This is a genomic window from Bauldia litoralis (genome assembly GCF_900104485.1).
Lineage (GTDB): Bacteria > Pseudomonadota > Alphaproteobacteria > Rhizobiales > Kaistiaceae > Bauldia > Bauldia litoralis.
The window spans coordinates 103,566-120,273 of sequence record NZ_FMXQ01000010.1 but is presented as its reverse complement, the minus strand read 5'-3'; the positions used below and the strand labels follow the sequence as shown (position 1 = coordinate 120,273).

Below are 16,708 nucleotides of genomic sequence, written 5' to 3'. Positions count from 1 at the left end.
GCGGCAATAGCTAATGAAGGATCGGCGGGAATGCAAGCGCGCTGGCGTTCGTCCTGTTGAAGACGACGCCAATGCGAGCGCTCAGGCGGCGCGTGGCCGGCCGTTCGATTCGCGGCGATGGGGGATGATGATCTCGAAGCAGGCGCCCGGGCCGGCCTTCTCGGCAAGCGCCACCGAGCCGCCATGGGCGCGTGCCAGTTCGGCCGCGATCGCCAGTCCTAGCCCTGTGCCGCCGGGCCGTACGGTGCCCTGGAACGCCTGGAAGAGATGCGCGCGCGCCGCTTGCGGAATGCCCGGGCCCGTATCGTCCACGCGGATGGCAATGCACCCGTCGCGCCGCTCGCCGGAGATCGTCAGCCGCCGGACGAGGGCGGGCGACGAATCGCTCTCCAGCGCCTGGATGGCATTGCGGCCGAGATTGACCAGAATCCGGAACAACTGGTCGGGGTCGGCATCGATCTCCATGCCCTGCGCCACGGCATTGTCGAAGGCGATGGTCTGGTGGCCAACGAGTCCCAGCCCGTCTGCGACATCGTCGACCAGCCGATCGAGCGCTATCAGACGTCGGGACGGCGGGGCCTCGCGGGCCCGGCCATAGGCGAGCGTCGTCTGGCAATAGGAGATTGCCCGATCAAGTGCGGCGATGAGCTTCGGCGCGAAGCGCTGGACGGTCGGATCGGAAACGCCGCCGAGCCGGTCTGAGAAGAGCTGGGCGGAGGCGAGCATGTTGCGCAGGTCATGATTGATCTTCGACACCGCAAGGCCGAGATCGGCGAGATGCCGCTGTTCGCGCAGCGTTGTCTGCAGGTCACGCTGCATGCTGGCGAGGTGGTCCTCGGCGACACCGATTTCGTCGCCGCGTCCACTCGGCGTGATCACCCGGGTGGAATCGTCCGGCGCGTCGGAGAAGGCGACCATGTTCTGCGACAGGCGGCGCATCGGCCGCACGAACATCCGGTCGACGCTCAGGAAGAGAAGGCCGGACAGGATGACCGAGATCAGCACGGCGAGCCACAGAACCCGCACTGAATAGGACAGCATGGCATCGCGAAGCGGCGTATCGGTGATGACCAGTTCGACCGCGCCGCTGTTGCGTGAATCGCCGATCACCCGGAGCATCCGCTCGTCAGGGGCGAGCAGCGTCTCGAAGGCGGCGACGATGTCGGCCACCGGTTCCATCATCCTCAGGTCGACGGTCCGATCGATCTCGGGCGGCATCTCGACCGCGGCGATCAGCCGGCTGACCGAGCCGGTGCGGATGGCGATCGCCGTGGCGCCGACCGCGGCGAGCAACTGGTCCTGGATATCGCGGGGAACGTCGACCGTGTCGGCGGCGGCGAGCACGACGCTGGCTGTGTCGGCCATCGCCAGCCGGTCCGAGAGCCAGGTGAGACGGAAGTTGGCGATCGAGGGAACATAGATGAGCACTGCGCTGACCGAGACGAAGAGCAGAGTCAGGATCAACAGCTTCCACGACAGGCCCGGGCCGCGACGGGCCCGAGGTATTCTGGCCGCTGCGTCGCGCGCGATTTCGGCCTCTGTATTGCGCGGCCGGTCGTCCATAGCCAATCAGCCGGATTTTCTCAGGAAATCGATGATGCGTCGCCGCGGCGGTGGCGTCAAACCCGGGCCGGTGAAGCTTTCGGCGATCCGCCGCGACAGGTCGGCACGGGTCGGATACGGCGCCACGAAGGTCTGCATGGCGTCAATGGTGAGCCGGTTGGCGATCGCCAGCGACCAGAGGGCTATGACCTCGCCTGCCTCGCGGCCGACCGCGGCGGCGCCAAGGATTTGCCCGCGATCCGTGACAATGATCTTCAGCAATCCAGACGTCGCTCGGTCGGCCTGGTTCAGGTCGCTTTCGGCAAACGGCAATCGCAGCACACGGACATCCTTGTGCTTCCGGTGGGCCTCGTTTTCGTCAAGGCCGACCGCGGCCAGTGCCGGATCGGTCATCGCCATGGAGGGGATGGGGAACACGCCGGTCGCAGGTCCGGCCTGGCGCAATAGTCGCTTGGCCACCATCGCCGCCTGATGTTCGGCGCGGTTGACGCCGGCGGGCCCTGCGATCACATCGCCGATCGCATGGACGCGGTTGTTGGTCGTCCGCAAATGCGGATCGACCTTGATGCCCTCGCCATCATGCTCGATGCCGGCCTTGTCGAGGCCAAGTCCGCCGATATTGGCTGCCCGCCGGCTCGGTGCGACGAGAATATGTGTGCCGTCGACCGGGATCTCCTCGCTTTCGCTCCCGGCGATGGCGGCGACGGTCGCCCGGATTCCTCCGCGCCGCCTGGCCACACCAAGGATACGTGTCCGGTCGCGGACGCGAATCCCTTCGGCCCGCAGGCGTTCCAGCACCAGCGCCGCGAGTTCCGGATCCTCGTCGGCGAGCGCCGGCCCGTCGTCGATCACCGTCGCGTCGATGCCCAGCCGGGTATAGGCCTGCGCGATCTCAAGTCCGTATCGACCGGCGCCGAGCACGATCAGGTGGCCCATCTTTCGCGTCGCGTCGAAGATCGTCTCGAAGGTCAGGTAGTCGACCTCGCCGAGACCCGGAACATCGGGAATGACCGGCTTGGCGCCGGTGGCGATAACGAAATGCTTGGCGCGGATCGTCGTGTCGCCGGCAACCACCGTATGCCCGTCGACGAATCGGGCCTGCGCCTTGACGACCGTGGCGCCGAGCGCGGTCAGCCGTTCGGCCGACCCGTTGGCCGCCACCGCCTCGGTCGCCGAGCGAAGATGATCGTGGACCTTGCCGAGATTGACCTGCAGCGGTGCCCCGGTCACGCCAAAAGCCGGCCCGACCCGCAGGCTTTCGTATCGGCTCGCCGCCGCGACAAGCGCCTTGGAGGGCACCGCGGCGGCCACGTTGACGCCGCCCATCTCGCTGCCTTCGACGAGGACAACGGGAACCTCGGCATTCGCAGCCGCAATGGCGACGGCGATACCGGCGGGCCCGCCGCCGATGACGCAGATATCCGGTTTCAGCTCTTCAGCCATGACACTCTGTAGCCGCGACCGAAGCCGATTGGTAGATGGCGAAATGGGACATGTTGCGCAGGCCGTCGGAACAAGATGCGGTCATCCGGTTACCAGTTGGGGATGGCGAAAGGGGGCGCCATATTTTTTGCTACAAGGTCCCTGGACGGAGTGACGAGCCCGTCCTTGCGATGGCTTCGACAGAATCATCTTGCAAAAACAATGCGCTAATGTAATTTGCCGGTCAAATTCGTGGATCGGGGTGCTGCTCGCGGCGCGATTCCGGCGTTCTCTCGCCTCCCAGCTGGTGGCGGGCCGCTGGCATGCGGCCACGGGTAGCGTTGACTCGATTCGACCCGAACCTTATAAGCCCGACGCGTTCTCGCGCGGAGATGTAGGTAGATATGAAACGGACATTCCAACCCAGCAAGCTGGTGCGCAAGCGTCGGCACGGCTTCCGCGCCCGCATGGCGACCACCGGCGGCCGGAAGGTGATCGCGGCCCGTCGCGCCCGCGGCCGCAAGCGGCTGTCCGCCTGAAGTCCGGCGGGCGGATGCCGGGCCCATGGACCGGCTGAAGCGTCGCAGTGAATTTCGTGCGGTCGGTCGAGGCCGCCGCATTTCGCGCCCCGGCTTTGTCCTTCAGGCGCTTCGGGCGACTGAAACAGGCCGCGAACCACGTTTCGGCTTCACCGTGACAAAGAAGATCGGTAACGCTGTCGTCCGTAATCGCATTCGTCGACGCTTGCGGGAAGTCGTCAGGCTTTCGGCTGCGGGTGGTGCGAGCGAAAGCACGGATTATGTGTTGATTGGGCGTCGGGCAGCCCTGCGCCTTCCTTTTGACCGACTTGTTGACGATCTAAGCAGCGGAATGGCAGCACTGTCGCAGAACGAGGCCGCCGGAGGCGGATCCGGAGCATGATGGACAACAAGAACTTTCTCGTGGCCATCGCGCTGTCGATTGCGGTGCTGATCGGCTGGCAATATTTCGTTGCCGGCCCGGAAATCGAAAAGGCGCGCCAGCAACAGATCATTGCTGAGCAGACCGCCAGTCCCGCGACCCCTGCGACCGGCGACAACGCTAATATTCCCGGGGTTCCGGCTCCGGCCGGCGTCGCGCCCGCCGGCATCGGCGAGACCGGAGCGCTGACCCGCGATGCGGCGCTGGCGGAATCGCCCCGCGTCCCGGTCGTCACGGAACGCCTGAGCGGCTCGGTCAATCTTCGCGGCGGACGGATCGACGATCTTCGTCTCAACGACTTCCACGAGACGGTCGACCCGAACAGCCCGACGATCATCCTCCTGTCGCCGGCCAAGGGGCCGGATGGCTACTTCGCCGAGTTCGGCTGGATCGGTTCGGCCGACAACGGCCCGCTGCCGGGTCCCGAGACGATCTGGACAGCGCCGGAAGGTGCGACGCTTGCCGTCGGTTCGCCGGTCACCCTGACGTATGACAACGGCCAGGGCTTGGTCTTCGAGCGTAAGATCTCGGTCGACGAATTCTACATGTTCAGCGTCACCGAAACGGTGTCCAACGCGACGGATGCAGCCGTTGCGCTGACGCCCTATGGACGGGTGACGCGTCTTGACGAGCCGGTGATCGAGGGCTTCTTCATCCTGCATGAAGGCCTGATCGGCGTTTTCGGCGACGAAGGGCTTGAGGAGATCGACTACAGCGATCTCGAGGACGTCCCGCCGATGGTCATGTCGCCGGCCAAGCGCGGCTGGCTCGGCATCACCGACAAATACTGGGCGACGACCCTGATCCCGCCGGCCGACCAGGAATTCACCGGCCGGTTCCTCCGCTCGACCGACCCCTCGCTTCGCTATCAGGCCGATTTCAGCGGCTCGCCGCTGACGATCCAGGCCGGCGGCACGGCAGAAAGCACCAGCCGCCTCTTCGCCGGCGCCAAGCAGGTCTCGGTCGTCGATGGCTACCAGGAAACCTACGACATCGAGAGCTTCGAGCTCCTGATCGACTGGGGCTGGTTCTACTTCTTCACCAAGCCGATGTTTTTCCTCATCGACTGGCTGTTCCGCATGCTTGGCAACTTCGGCGTCGCCATCCTTGCCGTGACCGTCCTCGTCAAGCTGGTCTTCTTCCCGCTCGCCAACAAGTCCTACAAGTCGATGAGCGCGATGAAGAAGGTGCAGCCCCAGATGACGGAGCTGCGCGAGCAATACAAGGACGACAAGGTCAAGCAGCAGCAGGCCTTGATGGAGCTGTACAAGAAGGAAAAGATCAATCCGCTCGCGGGCTGCTGGCCGATCGCGATCCAGATTCCGGTCTTCTTCGCGCTCTACAAGGTGCTCTTCGTCACCATCGAGATGCGGCATGCGCCGTTCTTCGGCTGGATTCAGGATTTGTCGGCGCCCGACCCGACGTCGATCTTCAACCTCTTCGGGCTGATCCCCTGGACGCCGCCGGATTTCCTGATGCTCGGCGTCTGGCCGTTGCTGATGGGCATCTCGATGTTCGTCCAGATGCGGCTGAACCCGACGCCGCCGGACCCGACCCAGCGGATGATCTTCACCTGGATGCCGCTGATCTTCATGTTCATGCTGGCGGGCTTCCCGGCCGGTCTGGTCATCTACTGGGCCTGGAACAACACGCTGTCGGTCGCCCAGCAATATTACATCATGCGCCGCCAGGGCGTTGACGTGAACCTGATGGGCAACATCCTGGAATCGGTTGGCCTCAAGAAGCCGACGCCCGAAGGTGGCGCTGGCGGTGGCACCCCGAAGTCGTCGGGCGGCGCCACCAAGGCCGTCGAGGCGCCGAAGCCGGCCAACGACTCGGCGCCCGCCGCCAAGTCGGTCCCGGCCAAGTCGTCGACGCCGAAGAAGAAGGCTGCGCCCAAGGCGAAGCCAGCCGCAAAGCGACGGAAGCCGACGGCAAAGCCGTCCCGACCGGCAGAAGCCTGATCTTCGGACGGTCCGGGTCCCCGGGCCGCCGCCATAGCTGCGGGAGGCCGTCCGGGCCATGACCGAGTCATCGCAAGACAACGACGCGGACCTTGAGAAGGGGCGGCTGCTATTTGCCGGTCCCTGGGCCTATGTGATGAGCGCCGGCGCGGTCGACGGACTTCCCCCGCGCACCGGTATCGAGGTCGCCTTCGCCGGCCGCTCGAATGTCGGCAAGTCGTCCCTGATCAACGCGCTGACCGGACAGAAGGCGCTGGCCCGCACCTCCAATACGCCCGGCCGGACCCGCGAACTGAATTTCTTCTCCGCCGGGCCCGCCCTGACCATCGTCGACATGCCGGGCTACGGCTATGCCCGCGCCTCCAAGACGGCGATCGGCGCCTGGACCCGGCTGATCTTCGACTACCTGCGCGGCCGTTCGAACCTGCGTCGGGTCTATGTCCTGATCGACTCACGCCATGGCGTGAAGGCGAACGACATCGAAGCCCTTGATGTCCTCGACACGGCGGCGGTTTCCTACCAGATCGTGCTCACCAAGTGCGATCAGCCGAAGGCCACGGCTCTTGAGGCCGTGCTCGCCGCAACCCGGCTGGCGATTTCGAAGCGCCCGGCGGCGCATCCGGAGATTATCCAGACCGCGTCGCGAACCGGCCTTGGCATTCCCGAACTGCGCGCGGTGATCGCCGCGCTGCTGTGAGCGGCCCTTCGGCCGGCTAGCTGCCGACGATCGACCGGTAATAGGTCTCGTAATAGACGATGTAGCAGGCAGCCGTCGGCGGCAGGTCGGGATACCTTTCCCGCACCGCGACGGTCGCCATACCGCTGCCGGAGGGCTGCGGCGCCGGGCTCGGCAGGAGGCTCGACAGCGGCGACGTTCCGGCGGCGCGCGACTCGGCCTGGGCGAGCCGGCGCTCCAGCGCCTCGCAGGGCGACGTGGTGCTCTCGACGAGGAGAGGTAGCGCAGCGGCGGCGATGATCAGGACGAGAAGGAGACGAAACATCGGGCTGGCCTCGGGACGATCGCCACGGGTTGCGGGCAATCGGCTTGTACGGATGCGGCGCCCGACATTCAAGCGCCGGTGGCGTCGCGCGCCCATTCGCAGATATCGCCAATCGGGCCGGCGTCTTCTTCGTGCCGCTTCCGGCTGCGATTGTCGCCACGGTCCGCAGCGGCTATAGAGGCCGCCCACCTTCATCGAGAGCGTACAGGTATGGTCGACAGCTACGATCAGGACACCGAGAATGCCATCGCCAAGGCCCGCCTGATCTCGGCGGCGCTGCCCTACATGCTGCGCTACGAGGGCAAGATCGTCGTCGTCAAATACGGCGGTCACGCCATGGGCGATGCCGAATTGTCGAAGGATTTCGCCCGCGACATCACCATGATCGAGACATCCGGCGTTCGTCCGGTCGTCGTCCATGGCGGCGGACCGCAGATCGGCGAAATGCTCAAGAAGCTCGACATCGAGTCCGAGTTCCGCGGTGGCCTGCGCGTGACCGACAAGCGCACGATCCATGTCGTCGAGATGGTGCTGGCCGGCTCGATCAACAAAGAGATCGTCATGGCGATCAACGCCGAGGGCGGCAAGGCGGTCGGTCTCTCCGGCAAGGACGGCAACATGGTGGTCGCCGAGAAGATGCGGCGCACCGAGATCGATCCGGATTCGAACATCGAGAAAGTAATCGATCTCGGCTTCGTCGGTGAACCGAAGACGGTGAATCGCGCGGTGATCGACATGCTGCTCGGCGCCGAACTGATCCCGGTCATCGCGCCTGTCGCTCCCGGCGCCGACGGCGAGACCTACAACGTCAACGCCGATACCTTTGCCGGCGCGATCGCCGGCTCGCTCGGCGCAGCGCGGCTCCTGTTCCTGACCGATGTCCCCGGCGTGCTCGACAGGAACGGCAAGCTGATCAAGGAACTGACGGTCGCCGAGGTGAAGGCGCTGATCGCCGATGGCACCATCACGGGCGGTATGATCCCCAAGGTCGAGACCTGCATCGAGGCCCTTGATCGCGGTGTCGAAGGCGTCGTCATTCTCAACGGCAAGACGCCGCATTGCGTCCTGCTCGAACTGTTCACCGATCATGGCGCCGGAACGCTGATCCTGCCATGAACGACATCCCCGCGCCGCGCCAGGCCAACGGACACACGGTCGCCGACCTGAAGCCCTTTGCCTCCGTCGACGGCTGGATTTTCGATCTCGACAACACGCTCTATCCGCGCCACGCTAACCTCTTTCTCCAGGTCGACCAGCGCATTCACGACTATGTCGGCCGCCTGCTCAAGATGGGGCCGACCGAAGCCCATGCCGTGCAGAAGGACTACTATCGTCGCTATGGCACGACGCTGCGCGGACTGATGGAGGAGCATGGGATCAAGCCGGACGAATTCCTCGAATTCGTCCATGACATCGACCATTCGGTGGTGCAGCCAGATCCACGGTTGGCCGCGGCGCTGCAGCGGCTGCCGGGTCGCAAGTTCATCTTCACCAACGGCAGCAAGGCACATGCGGAGAAGGTAGCCGCGCGACTCGGCATCACCGATCACTTCGAGGACATCTTCGACATCGTTCGTGCCGGGCTTCTGCCCAAGCCCAATCGCGAGACCTATGACGGCTTCATCGCCGAGACCGGGATCGATCCGGCGCGGGCGGCGATGTTCGAGGATCTTTCGCGCAATCTCGCAGTCCCGGCGGCGCTGGGCATGCGAACCGTTCTGGTCGTGCCTGGTGGCACTGCCGAGGTCTTCCACGAGGATTGGGAGGTCGAGGGGCGCAATGAACCGCATGTCGAGTTCCTGACCGACGATCTTGGCGCGTTCCTCGAAACCGTGCTGGACGCCATCCCCGCTGCCTGACGGAGAGTCGTCAGGGCCGTGGAACCGATTTGGCGATGGCGCGTTCTTGTCTCCGATAGCCTGGCGGTAAGGTCAGGCGGGCTGGCGACGCAACAACGCACGTAAAACGAAGTGTCTTCCTCGGCGGTTTTGCCGGGCCGATGTCGTTCGCGCGCTCGACAGCCGGAACCGTCCCGAAAGGGATCATCGAGAGGAGACGCAACACCATGCATGGCATCATCTACATCATCGGACTCATCGTCGTTGTCATGGCGATCCTGTCCTTCGTCGGTTTGGCTTGAGCCGGATCGGGGGCAGGGTCATGAGCAACACAACAAGCGTGGTCACACCGGCGGCCGGCAGCCCGGTCGCCTCATACTTCAACTGGAGCGCCATTTTCGCCGGAGCGGCTGTCGCGCTGGCGACCAGCGTGGTGTTTGTCGGCTTCGGGTCGGCGCTCGGCCTTGGGCTCGTATCGCCCTGGGATAACGATGGGGCAGGCGTCACGACCATCGGCATCATCGCCGCGATCTGGTTCCTCGCCTCGACCGCCTTCGCCTACTATGTCGGCGGATACGTGGCTGGCCGGATGCGGCCGCCCGTCGGTGACGCGACCGGCGGCGAAGTCGAGATGCGCGACGCGCTCCATGGCGCGGTCATCTGGGCGCTCGGCGTTTTCGTTTTCGCCTGGATCGGGATTTCCACGGCAACCTCTGTGGCGACCGGTGCTGCCCAGGTCGGTTCCGCCGCGGTCGATGCGGCGGGCTCCGTGGTCCAGTCGGATGGAGCGGAAGCGGTCGCGGGCTATACCGTCGACAAGCTGACCCGCGCCACGCCGCCGATATCGGCCTCGCGGGCGAGTGAAGTCCGGGAGCAGGGTGCGCAGATCCTGGCGCGCGCCGTTGCCGACGGTGAACTCGATGCCGACGACAAGACCTATCTGGCCGAACTCGTCGCTTCCCGCACGGCGTTGACGCAGGAAGAGGCCGAGGCCCGGGTCGATGAGGTCTATGCCGAGGCGCAATCCGCCGCCGAGGCCGCGGCCGATGCCGCCGAGGAAGCGACCGATGCGGCGCAGAATGCGACGCTGGTCATGGGCTTCCTCACCGCGACCGGGTTCCTGATCGCGCTCGTCGCAGCGTGGTTCGGCGCCACGATGGGCGGCTCGCACCGGGATGGCAACACGGTGTCCCGCGTGTTCGTCGCACGACGCGTCTAGTCGCGCATCGACCGAGCGAGGAAGGCGAGAGGAGAAGTCTCCTCTCGCCTTTTTTTGTTGTGGGCCTGGCCTGTCGCTCAGGCGGCATTGGCCATGGCCGGCAAGGCGCCGACCTGGCCGAGAAGCGAGAGCTGGTCGATGTGCAGCCAGGTCTCGACAATCCGGCCATTTTCCAGGCGGTAGAAGGCGGTGCCGTCGAAGGTGATGCGCTTGCCCGTCGCCGGGACGCCGGCAAACGGGCCGGTATGGTCGACCGTGAATTCCCAACGCACCGCCACACTCTCCTCGTCGGCGACCATCGCCGGAACGTCGAAGCCGACGACCGTGAATCCGGCCTGGAAGCCGAGGAACCACTGCCGGTAGCTTTCGCGACTATCGGGATTTCCACCCGGGAAACCGTGCGTGACGATGGTTTCCGCGACGGTATCCTCGATCACCTCGAAGCGGCCGGAATGGGTGCCGTCGAGGAATTCGGCGACGACGGTCCGGTTGCGTTCGATTTGCGCACTGTTCGTCATTTTCATTCTCCATATTTAATTGAACGTTATTGTTCACTCGATTGGCGCGCATTTATCCGCGGCGTTTTTCCTTGTCAAGAATTCATTGAACAATTATGTTTATTGAAATGATCAAACGTCGTTATGTCCAGAAGCAGCGCGCCGAATCCCGTGAGGAAACCCGCCAGAAGATCATCGAGGCGACGGCGGCAATTCATGAGGAACTCGGGCCGCGCCAGTCGACCATCAGCGCGATCGCTGAACGAGCGGGCGTCCAGCGGCTTACCGTCTATCGCCACTTCCCCGACGAGGGCGTGCTGTTCGAGGCCTGCACCGCGCATTGGCTGGAGGGCCATCCGCCGCCTGATCCTGAGACCTGGGCCGAAAAGAGCGGGGGCGCGCGTGTCCGGACGGCGCTGGCAAGCCTTTACGCCTACTACCGGGCGACCCGGCGGATGTGGACCGTCTCCTATCGCGACGTCGAGGACGTTCCTGCCCTGCAGGGGCCCATGAAAGCGTTTGGTGCCTACCTCGAAAGCATCGTCGCGGATCTTCTCACGGCGGTTGATGCGGCTGGAAGCGATCCCCGCGCCGGCGCGACGCTCGGTGCGGCGGTTCAGTTTGCCACCTGGCGCGCGCTCGACGGGCAGGGCCTTGACGATGACGCGAAGGCGTCCCTGGTCGGAGACTGGCTTGCCGGGATCGTATCGCGCTGACCGCGGGTCGATTGCGCCCGCGCCGGGCTTCGCCTAGGTTCCGCGCGCAATTCTTCCCTTTCTGAAGCCGAGGACTCCCATGGCCGATTTCGCCGCCCTGCAAGCCACCATCGACGCCGCTTTCGACGCCCGAGACACGATCAACGTCGACACCACCGGCGAGGTTCGCGACGCGGTGGACGCGGCGCTTGGCCTTCTCGACAGCGGCGCGGCCCGCGCCGCCGAGAGGAAGGACGGCGAATGGGTCGTCAACCAATGGCTCAAGAAAGCGGTGCTCCTGTCCTTCCGGCTCAATCCGATGGGGCTGATCAAGGGCGGACCGGGCGACGCATCCTGGTGGGACAAGGTGCCGTCGAAGTTCGACGGATGGGATGCAGAGGCATTCGGCAAGGCCGGCTTCCGCGCGGTGCCGAACTGTATCGTCCGTCATTCGGCCTATGTCGCGCCGGGCGTCGTGCTGATGCCGTCTTTCGTCAATCTCGGCGCCTATGTCGATTCCGGCACCATGGTGGATACCTGGGCGACGGTCGGCAGTTGCGCGCAGATCGGCAAGAATGTGCATCTGTCGGGCGGCGTCGGCATCGGCGGCGTTCTTGAGCCGTTGCAGGCCGGGCCGACCATTATCGAGGACAACTGCTTCATCGGAGCGCGTTCGGAGGTCGTCGAGGGGGTGATTGTCGGCGAGGGATCGGTGATCTCGATGGGCGTCTTCATCGGCGCCTCGACCAAGATCGTCGACCGCGCCACCGGCGAAATCCACGTCGGCAAGGTGCCGCCCTATTCGGTGGTGGTGTCCGGCAACCTCGCCGGCAAGCCGCTGCCAAATGGCGAGCCGGGCCCGTCGCTCTATTGCGCCGTGATCGTCAAGCAGGTCGACGCGCAGACCCGCGCCAAGACCAGCGTCAACGAGCTGCTTCGCGACTGAGCGGACAACGGGTTCAACAGGCCGACACCGGCGGACTGGACGCCGGTGTCGGATTCGGCGCGACTCAGCTAGAGTCCGGCACGGTTTTTGGCCGGAAAGCGGAGGTGCGCCATGGATTTCGGTTACATTCTCACGTCGACGAGCGGACGAATTCCTCGCAGCCAATGGTGGGCGGGGCTGGCGATTCTGATTGTCATTGCCTTGATTCTCGGCGTTCTCGTTACCTATCTCCTCGGCGGGGCCATGACCGTCGTTGGCCGTATCGCGATGTTGATCCTCAACATCGTTCTGCTCTATCCGGCCTACGCGTTGTCCGCCAAGCGCTTCCAGGATCGCAATAAGCCGGGATCGCTTGCGCTGATCGGCATCGGCCTCTCGCTCCTGCAGTCGCTGCTGACGGTGTTCGGCCTCATGGGCAATCCGTTCAACCAGAATGCCCTCGATTACATCTTCGGCATCCTGCTGCTGATCGTCGGCATCTGGTACCTGATCGAACTCGGAATCCTGCGCGGAACGGTCGGATCCAATACCTACGGGGAAGACCCGCTCGCCGGGCGCGCCTGAACGACGCCCCGTTGTCTCATGGGCGCGCGGCCCGTTTGGCCGCGCCCCCGATCCCTCGCCCGGTGTGATGCGTTCCGTCGGCCTCGAAGACTTCTTCACCTTCTTTTTCCGGCCGCAGGGACGAATCGCCCGGCGTGAATATGCGCTGGGTGCCGGTTTGATCTTCACGATCAACGCAGCGCTCTTCGCCTTGCTGCTGACGCGGGAAAGCTGGGCGACGCTGGCTGCGGTCCTGATGCTCAGCCTGTGGCTTCCCTTGCTTGTCGCGCAACTGGTGCTGGCGGCGAAGCGCTGTCACGATCTCGGCATATCGGGCGCTTTCTGCCTCATTCTTGGTGTTCCGTTCTTTGGGATTTTCGGGCTGATCGCTCTGGCTTTCGCCGCAGGAACCGACGGTCCGAACGCCTACGGCCCGCCGCCAGCCTTCCGTGCCGATTGACGCGGCGGGCAGTGGCGGCGATAGATCGGCTGCCATGACGCAATTCCCCATCGATCCTGTCGCCTGCCTCAAGTCCCTCGTCGCCTGCCCATCGGTGACCCCGGCAGAGGGCGGCGCTTTGAGCCGTCTCGCCGAAACGCTCGGTGGGCTGGGCTTCGCGACCGAGCGCCTGGTCTTCTCCGAGCCCGGCACCCCGGATGTCGAGAACCTTTTCGCCACGATCGGCGACGGCGGGCGGCATCTCGTCTTTGCCGGTCACACCGACGTCGTGCCGGTCGGCGACGAAATGCGCTGGACCCATCCCCCTTTCGCCGCGGAGATCGCCGACGGCGCGCTCTACGGTCGTGGCGCCGTCGACATGAAGGGCGGCATCGCCGCCTTCGTTGCCGCCGCCTCCGGCTTCCTCGCCGCCGACGGCCCGGCCGGCACCCTGTCGCTGCTGATAACCGGCGACGAGGAGGGGCCGGCGATCAACGGCACGGTCAAGCTCCTCGACTGGGCGCTGGCCAAGGGGCATCGCTTCGACGCGGCGCTGGTTGGCGAACCGACCTCGGCGGCGCGCCTCGGCGATACGGTGAAGATTGGCCGGCGCGGCAGCATGTCGGGGACGATCCGCGTCCCGGGCCGCCAGGGCCACGTCGCCTATCCTCACCTTGCCGACAACCCGGTCCCGGTCCTCGTCCGGATCCTGCATCGCCTGTCGTCGCTCACGCTGGACGAGGGGACCGACGGGTTCCAGCCGTCGAACCTTGAGATCACCAGCGTCGATGTCGGCAATCAGGCCTTCAACGTCATCCCCGGCGAGGCGAGGGCGCGCTTCAACATCCGCTTCAACGACCGCTGGTCGGTCGCCGACCTGACCGATTTCCTGCGCGCCGAGATCGCCGCCGCTGCGGACGGCACGATCCACGAACTCGACATCGTCCAGCGCCCGAGCGAGTGGTTCCTGACCCGGTCCGACGCGCTGATCGGCCCGCTGTCCGCGGCAATCCGCGACGTCACCGGCGAGACGCCGGCGCTGACCACCGGCGGCGGCACGTCGGATGCGCGGTTCTTCAAGGATGTCTGTCCGGTGGTCGAATTCGGCCTCGTCGGTGACACCATGCACCAGGTCGACGAGCGGGTGCCGATCGACGACCTGACCCGCCTGGCAACGATCTATCGCGGCTTCCTCGATCGCTATTTTGCGTCGGCTGCCGATGCTTGACCGGGACGAGATTCGACGCTCGCTGACCGGCGCCTGGGACCTGTTCCTCGATCGGCCGGAGGCGATGCGCGCCTTCGATGTCAGCGTCGAAGGCTTCTGGCGCTCCTTCCGCGTCATCGTCCTGCTGCTGCCCGCCTATTTCCTGACGACGATGGCCGAGCAGATCATGCTGTCCGAGACGGCGGTGGAGACGGCCGGGCCGGGCGGCGTCGCGCTGTTCCTCGACAGCGTCGTCGGCCTCGGGCTCGACTGGATCGCGCTGCCGGTGGTGCTGGCGCTGGCGGCCCGGCCACTCGGCATCCAGCGCAATTACGCGGCCTTCATCGTTGCCCGAAACTGGGGTGCGGTGATCGCGCTGACCCCGTTCGGCGTCATCGGACTACTGGTCATCCTCGGCCTGCTCAATGCCGAGATCGCCAATTTCCTGATGCTCGCCTCGCTGATGGTGGTGCTGCGCTACAATTTCCTGATCGCGCGCCGGGCCCTCGATGTCGGCATCGGTTTCGCCATCGGCATCGTCATTCTCGACCTCGCGGTCAGCCTGACGATCGCGCTTGCCCTCGACTCGGTCTTCGGCCTCTAGCCGTTCGCGGGCGTGTCGTCGGCGTCGGGATAGTCCACCGCGGCGAGATAGAGCCCATGGGCCGGGGCAACCGGGCCGGAGCGGGTGCGGTCCTGCGCCGCCAGCGCCTCGCCGACGGATCTGATCGGCCATCGGCCTTCGCCGACCTTCTTCAGGGTGCCGACCATCGATCGCACCTGGGAGTGGAGGAAGGAGCGGGCCGAGGCGCGGATGGCGATCTCGCCCCCGGCGCGGCTGACATCGAGCCGGTCGAGGGTGCGGATCGGCGACTTCGCTTGGCACTGGGTGTTGCGGAAGGTGGTGAAGTCGTGCCGGCCGACCAGAGCCTGCGCCGCCAGGTGCATCGCCTCCGCGTCGAGCCCGGTGGAGACCCACCAGACCCGATCAGGGTCGAGCGCCGGTGGCGCGCGGCGGTCGCTGATCCGGTAGAGATAGTGCCGCTCGATCGCCGAAAAGCGTGCATCGAAAGCCGCGTCGACCGGCTCGGCCGAGACGATGCTGACCGGCTCCGGCCGCAGGTGGGCGTTCAGCGCGTCGCGGATCGTCTTGCCGGCCCAGTCGCGCGTGAGGTCGACATGGGCGACCTGGCCGAGCGCATGGACGCCAGCATCGGTGCGCCCGGCGCCCTTGACCGCGACGGTTTCCCCGGTGAATCCGAAGACGGCTTCCTCGATCGCCTGCTGGACCGCCCGGCCGTTCTCCTGCCGCTGCCAGCCGACGAACGGACCGCCGTCATATTCGATGGTCAGCTTGTAGCGCGGCAAGGTCTCGCCTCGGCAAATGTGGTTGCGATCGGCCGGTCGCTCAGGTGACCGATTCCGGCATGGCGCGCACGCCGCGCAGGAAGTCATCGGCCTTGACCGGCTGCTTGCCGGCGCGCTGCACGTCGGTGAGGCTGACCGCCCCGCTGCCGCAGGCGATGGTCAGGCCGTCGAGCACCGTCCCCGGCGCGCCGTTGCCGTCCGCCAGCGATGAACGCAGCACCTTGATCCGTTCGGGATTGCGGCCGAATTTGCCCTCGAACCAGGCGCCGGGATCGGGCGACAGCCCGCGGATGTGGTTGTGGACCTCCGCCGCCGGCCGCGACCAGTCGATGCGGGTTTCGGCCTTGTCGATCTTGGCGGCATAGGTGACGCCCTCGGCCGGCTGCGGATTGGTCTCGAGCCCGCCGCGGGACAGGGCGGAAAGCGCCCGCACCATCAGGTCGGCGCCGAGGCGCGACAGGCGCTCGCCAAGCTCGCCGCCGGTGGTGTCCGGGCCGATCGGTACGCGCTCGGCCATGGCGACCGGCCCGGTATCGAGGCCTTCCTCCATCTGCATGACCATCACGCCGGTTTCCTCGTCGCCAGCCATGATCGCCCGGGCGATCGGGGCCGCGCCGCGCCAGCGCGGCAGGAGCGAGCCGTGGAGGTTGAGACAGCCATGGGTCGGTGCCGCGAGGATGGCCGGCGGCAGGATCAGCCCATAGGCGACGACGACGCCGACATCGGCGCCAAGCGCTTCAAAAATATGGGTTGCTTCCGCGCTCCGCAGGCTGCGCGGTGTCTCGACCGGAATGGCGAAACGCTCGGCGGTCTCGTGGACCGGCGACTTGCGTAGCGCCATGCCGCGGCCGGCGGCGCGCGGCGGCTGGGAGTAGACGGCCACCACCTCATGGCCCTGGCCGACGATCTCGGTGAGGGTCGGGACGGCGAAGGCGGGCGTGCCGAAGAAGACGATGCGAAGGGTCATGTCGATGCCGGTGATGTGCTGCGCAAGGGGCTTACCCCGTCGTGCCGCCGGTCACAACATGCCAGCCAGGAACCGCACC

20 protein-coding genes are annotated in these 16,708 nt (G+C 65.8%); 14 read left to right on the top strand and 6 right to left on the bottom strand.

Annotated elements, in window-relative coordinates:
• Positions 1–81 precede the first annotated feature (81 nt).
• A complete protein-coding gene (locus BLT60_RS20700) occupies positions 82–1,464 on the bottom strand; it encodes a sensor histidine kinase (RefSeq protein WP_244521371.1) in 1,383 nt (460 codons plus the stop codon).
• Positions 1,465–1,569: 105 nt separating this feature from the next.
• Complete coding sequence (locus BLT60_RS20695; RefSeq protein ID WP_090879638.1) at positions 1,570–3,006, bottom strand: dihydrolipoyl dehydrogenase family protein; 1,437 nt, start codon at positions 3,004–3,006, stop codon at positions 1,570–1,572.
• A 383-nt stretch (positions 3,007–3,389) separates the two neighbouring features.
• Between BLT60_RS20695 and rpmH the strand changes: the two genes are divergently transcribed.
• From rpmH to yihA, 4 genes are read left to right on the top strand one after another with little or no spacing between them, the layout of a single operon-like run.
• A complete protein-coding gene (gene rpmH / locus BLT60_RS20690; RefSeq protein WP_090879634.1) occupies positions 3,390–3,524 on the top strand; it encodes a 50S ribosomal protein L34 in 135 nt (44 codons plus the stop codon).
• A 25-nt stretch (positions 3,525–3,549) separates the two neighbouring features.
• On the top strand, positions 3,550–3,906 hold the full coding sequence (rnpA, locus tag BLT60_RS20685) for a ribonuclease P protein component (RefSeq protein WP_090879631.1): 357 nt from the start codon (positions 3,550–3,552) through the stop codon (positions 3,904–3,906).
• A complete protein-coding gene (gene yidC / locus BLT60_RS20680) occupies positions 3,903–5,909 on the top strand; it encodes a membrane protein insertase YidC (RefSeq protein WP_090879628.1) in 2,007 nt (668 codons plus the stop codon). The genes rnpA and yidC overlap by 4 nt, the downstream gene beginning before the upstream one ends.
• 58 nt (positions 5,910–5,967) lie before the next feature.
• Entirely contained in the window at positions 5,968–6,606 is a 639-nt protein-coding gene (yihA, locus tag BLT60_RS20675; protein ID WP_090879625.1) for a ribosome biogenesis GTP-binding protein YihA/YsxC, read from the top strand.
• A 16-nt stretch (positions 6,607–6,622) separates the two neighbouring features.
• Here yihA and BLT60_RS20670 read toward each other — a convergent pair whose 3' ends face one another.
• The gene (locus BLT60_RS20670; protein ID WP_090879622.1) at positions 6,623–6,910 is read right to left on the bottom strand and encodes a hypothetical protein; all 288 of its coding nucleotides are present in this window, start codon (positions 6,908–6,910) and stop codon (positions 6,623–6,625) included.
• Positions 6,911–7,120: 210 nt separating this feature from the next.
• Between BLT60_RS20670 and argB the strand changes: the two genes are divergently transcribed.
• The 4 genes from argB (at position 7,121) to BLT60_RS20655 (ending at position 9,967) form a co-directional block, all read left to right on the top strand.
• Positions 7,121–8,026: an acetylglutamate kinase gene (gene argB, locus BLT60_RS20665; protein ID WP_090879619.1), complete on the top strand. Its 906-nt coding sequence runs from the start codon at positions 7,121–7,123 to the stop codon at positions 8,024–8,026.
• Positions 8,023–8,769 (top strand): pyrimidine 5'-nucleotidase, encoded by a 747-nt coding sequence (locus BLT60_RS20660; protein ID WP_090879616.1) that lies wholly within the window; start codon positions 8,023–8,025, stop codon positions 8,767–8,769. Before argB ends, BLT60_RS20660 begins: the two co-directional genes overlap by 4 nt.
• A 140-nt stretch (positions 8,770–8,909) precedes the next feature.
• Entirely contained in the window at positions 8,910–9,050 is a 141-nt protein-coding gene (locus tag BLT60_RS24465; RefSeq protein WP_175478549.1) for a hypothetical protein, read from the top strand.
• A 20-nt stretch (positions 9,051–9,070) separates the two neighbouring features.
• Complete coding sequence (locus BLT60_RS20655; RefSeq protein WP_090879613.1) at positions 9,071–9,967, top strand: hypothetical protein; 897 nt, start codon at positions 9,071–9,073, stop codon at positions 9,965–9,967.
• A 77-nt stretch (positions 9,968–10,044) separates the two neighbouring features.
• Here the strand turns inward: BLT60_RS20655 and BLT60_RS20650 are convergent, their stop codons facing one another.
• A complete protein-coding gene (locus BLT60_RS20650) occupies positions 10,045–10,485 on the bottom strand; it encodes an ester cyclase (RefSeq protein WP_175478557.1) in 441 nt (146 codons plus the stop codon).
• 107 nt (positions 10,486–10,592) lie between these two features.
• Here BLT60_RS20650 and BLT60_RS20645 point away from each other — a divergent pair, with 107 nt between their 5' ends.
• From BLT60_RS20645 to BLT60_RS20620, 6 genes are all read left to right on the top strand, one after another.
• Positions 10,593–11,180: a TetR/AcrR family transcriptional regulator gene (locus BLT60_RS20645; RefSeq protein WP_210185653.1), complete on the top strand. Its 588-nt coding sequence runs from the start codon at positions 10,593–10,595 to the stop codon at positions 11,178–11,180.
• A gap of 79 nt (positions 11,181–11,259) precedes the next feature.
• On the top strand, positions 11,260–12,105 hold the full coding sequence (gene dapD / locus BLT60_RS20640) for a 2,3,4,5-tetrahydropyridine-2,6-dicarboxylate N-succinyltransferase (RefSeq protein ID WP_090879605.1): 846 nt from the start codon (positions 11,260–11,262) through the stop codon (positions 12,103–12,105).
• 111 nt (positions 12,106–12,216) lie between these two features.
• Entirely contained in the window at positions 12,217–12,669 is a 453-nt protein-coding gene (locus tag BLT60_RS20635) for a DUF805 domain-containing protein (RefSeq protein ID WP_090879602.1), read from the top strand.
• Between the two features lie 67 nt (positions 12,670–12,736).
• On the top strand, positions 12,737–13,108 hold the full coding sequence (locus tag BLT60_RS20630; protein ID WP_090879598.1) for a DUF805 domain-containing protein: 372 nt from the start codon (positions 12,737–12,739) through the stop codon (positions 13,106–13,108).
• A gap of 34 nt (positions 13,109–13,142) precedes the next feature.
• Positions 13,143–14,315 carry a succinyl-diaminopimelate desuccinylase gene (gene dapE, locus BLT60_RS20625; protein ID WP_090879595.1) on the top strand — a complete coding sequence of 391 codons (1,173 nt, stop codon included), beginning with the start codon at positions 13,143–13,145 and terminating at the stop codon, positions 14,313–14,315.
• Positions 14,308–14,898 (top strand): hypothetical protein, encoded by a 591-nt coding sequence (locus tag BLT60_RS20620; protein ID WP_090879592.1) that lies wholly within the window; start codon positions 14,308–14,310, stop codon positions 14,896–14,898. The genes dapE and BLT60_RS20620 overlap by 8 nt, the downstream gene beginning before the upstream one ends.
• Here the strand turns inward: BLT60_RS20620 and truA are convergent.
• Positions 14,895–15,662: a tRNA pseudouridine(38-40) synthase TruA gene (gene truA, locus BLT60_RS20615; protein WP_090879590.1), complete on the bottom strand. Its 768-nt coding sequence runs from the start codon at positions 15,660–15,662 to the stop codon at positions 14,895–14,897. The two genes, BLT60_RS20620 and truA, sit on opposite strands and share 4 nt — an antisense overlap.
• A gap of 40 nt (positions 15,663–15,702) precedes the next feature.
• On the bottom strand, positions 15,703–16,629 hold the full coding sequence (fmt, locus tag BLT60_RS20610) for a methionyl-tRNA formyltransferase (RefSeq protein ID WP_090879587.1): 927 nt from the start codon (positions 16,627–16,629) through the stop codon (positions 15,703–15,705).
• Positions 16,630–16,708 lie beyond the last annotated feature (79 nt).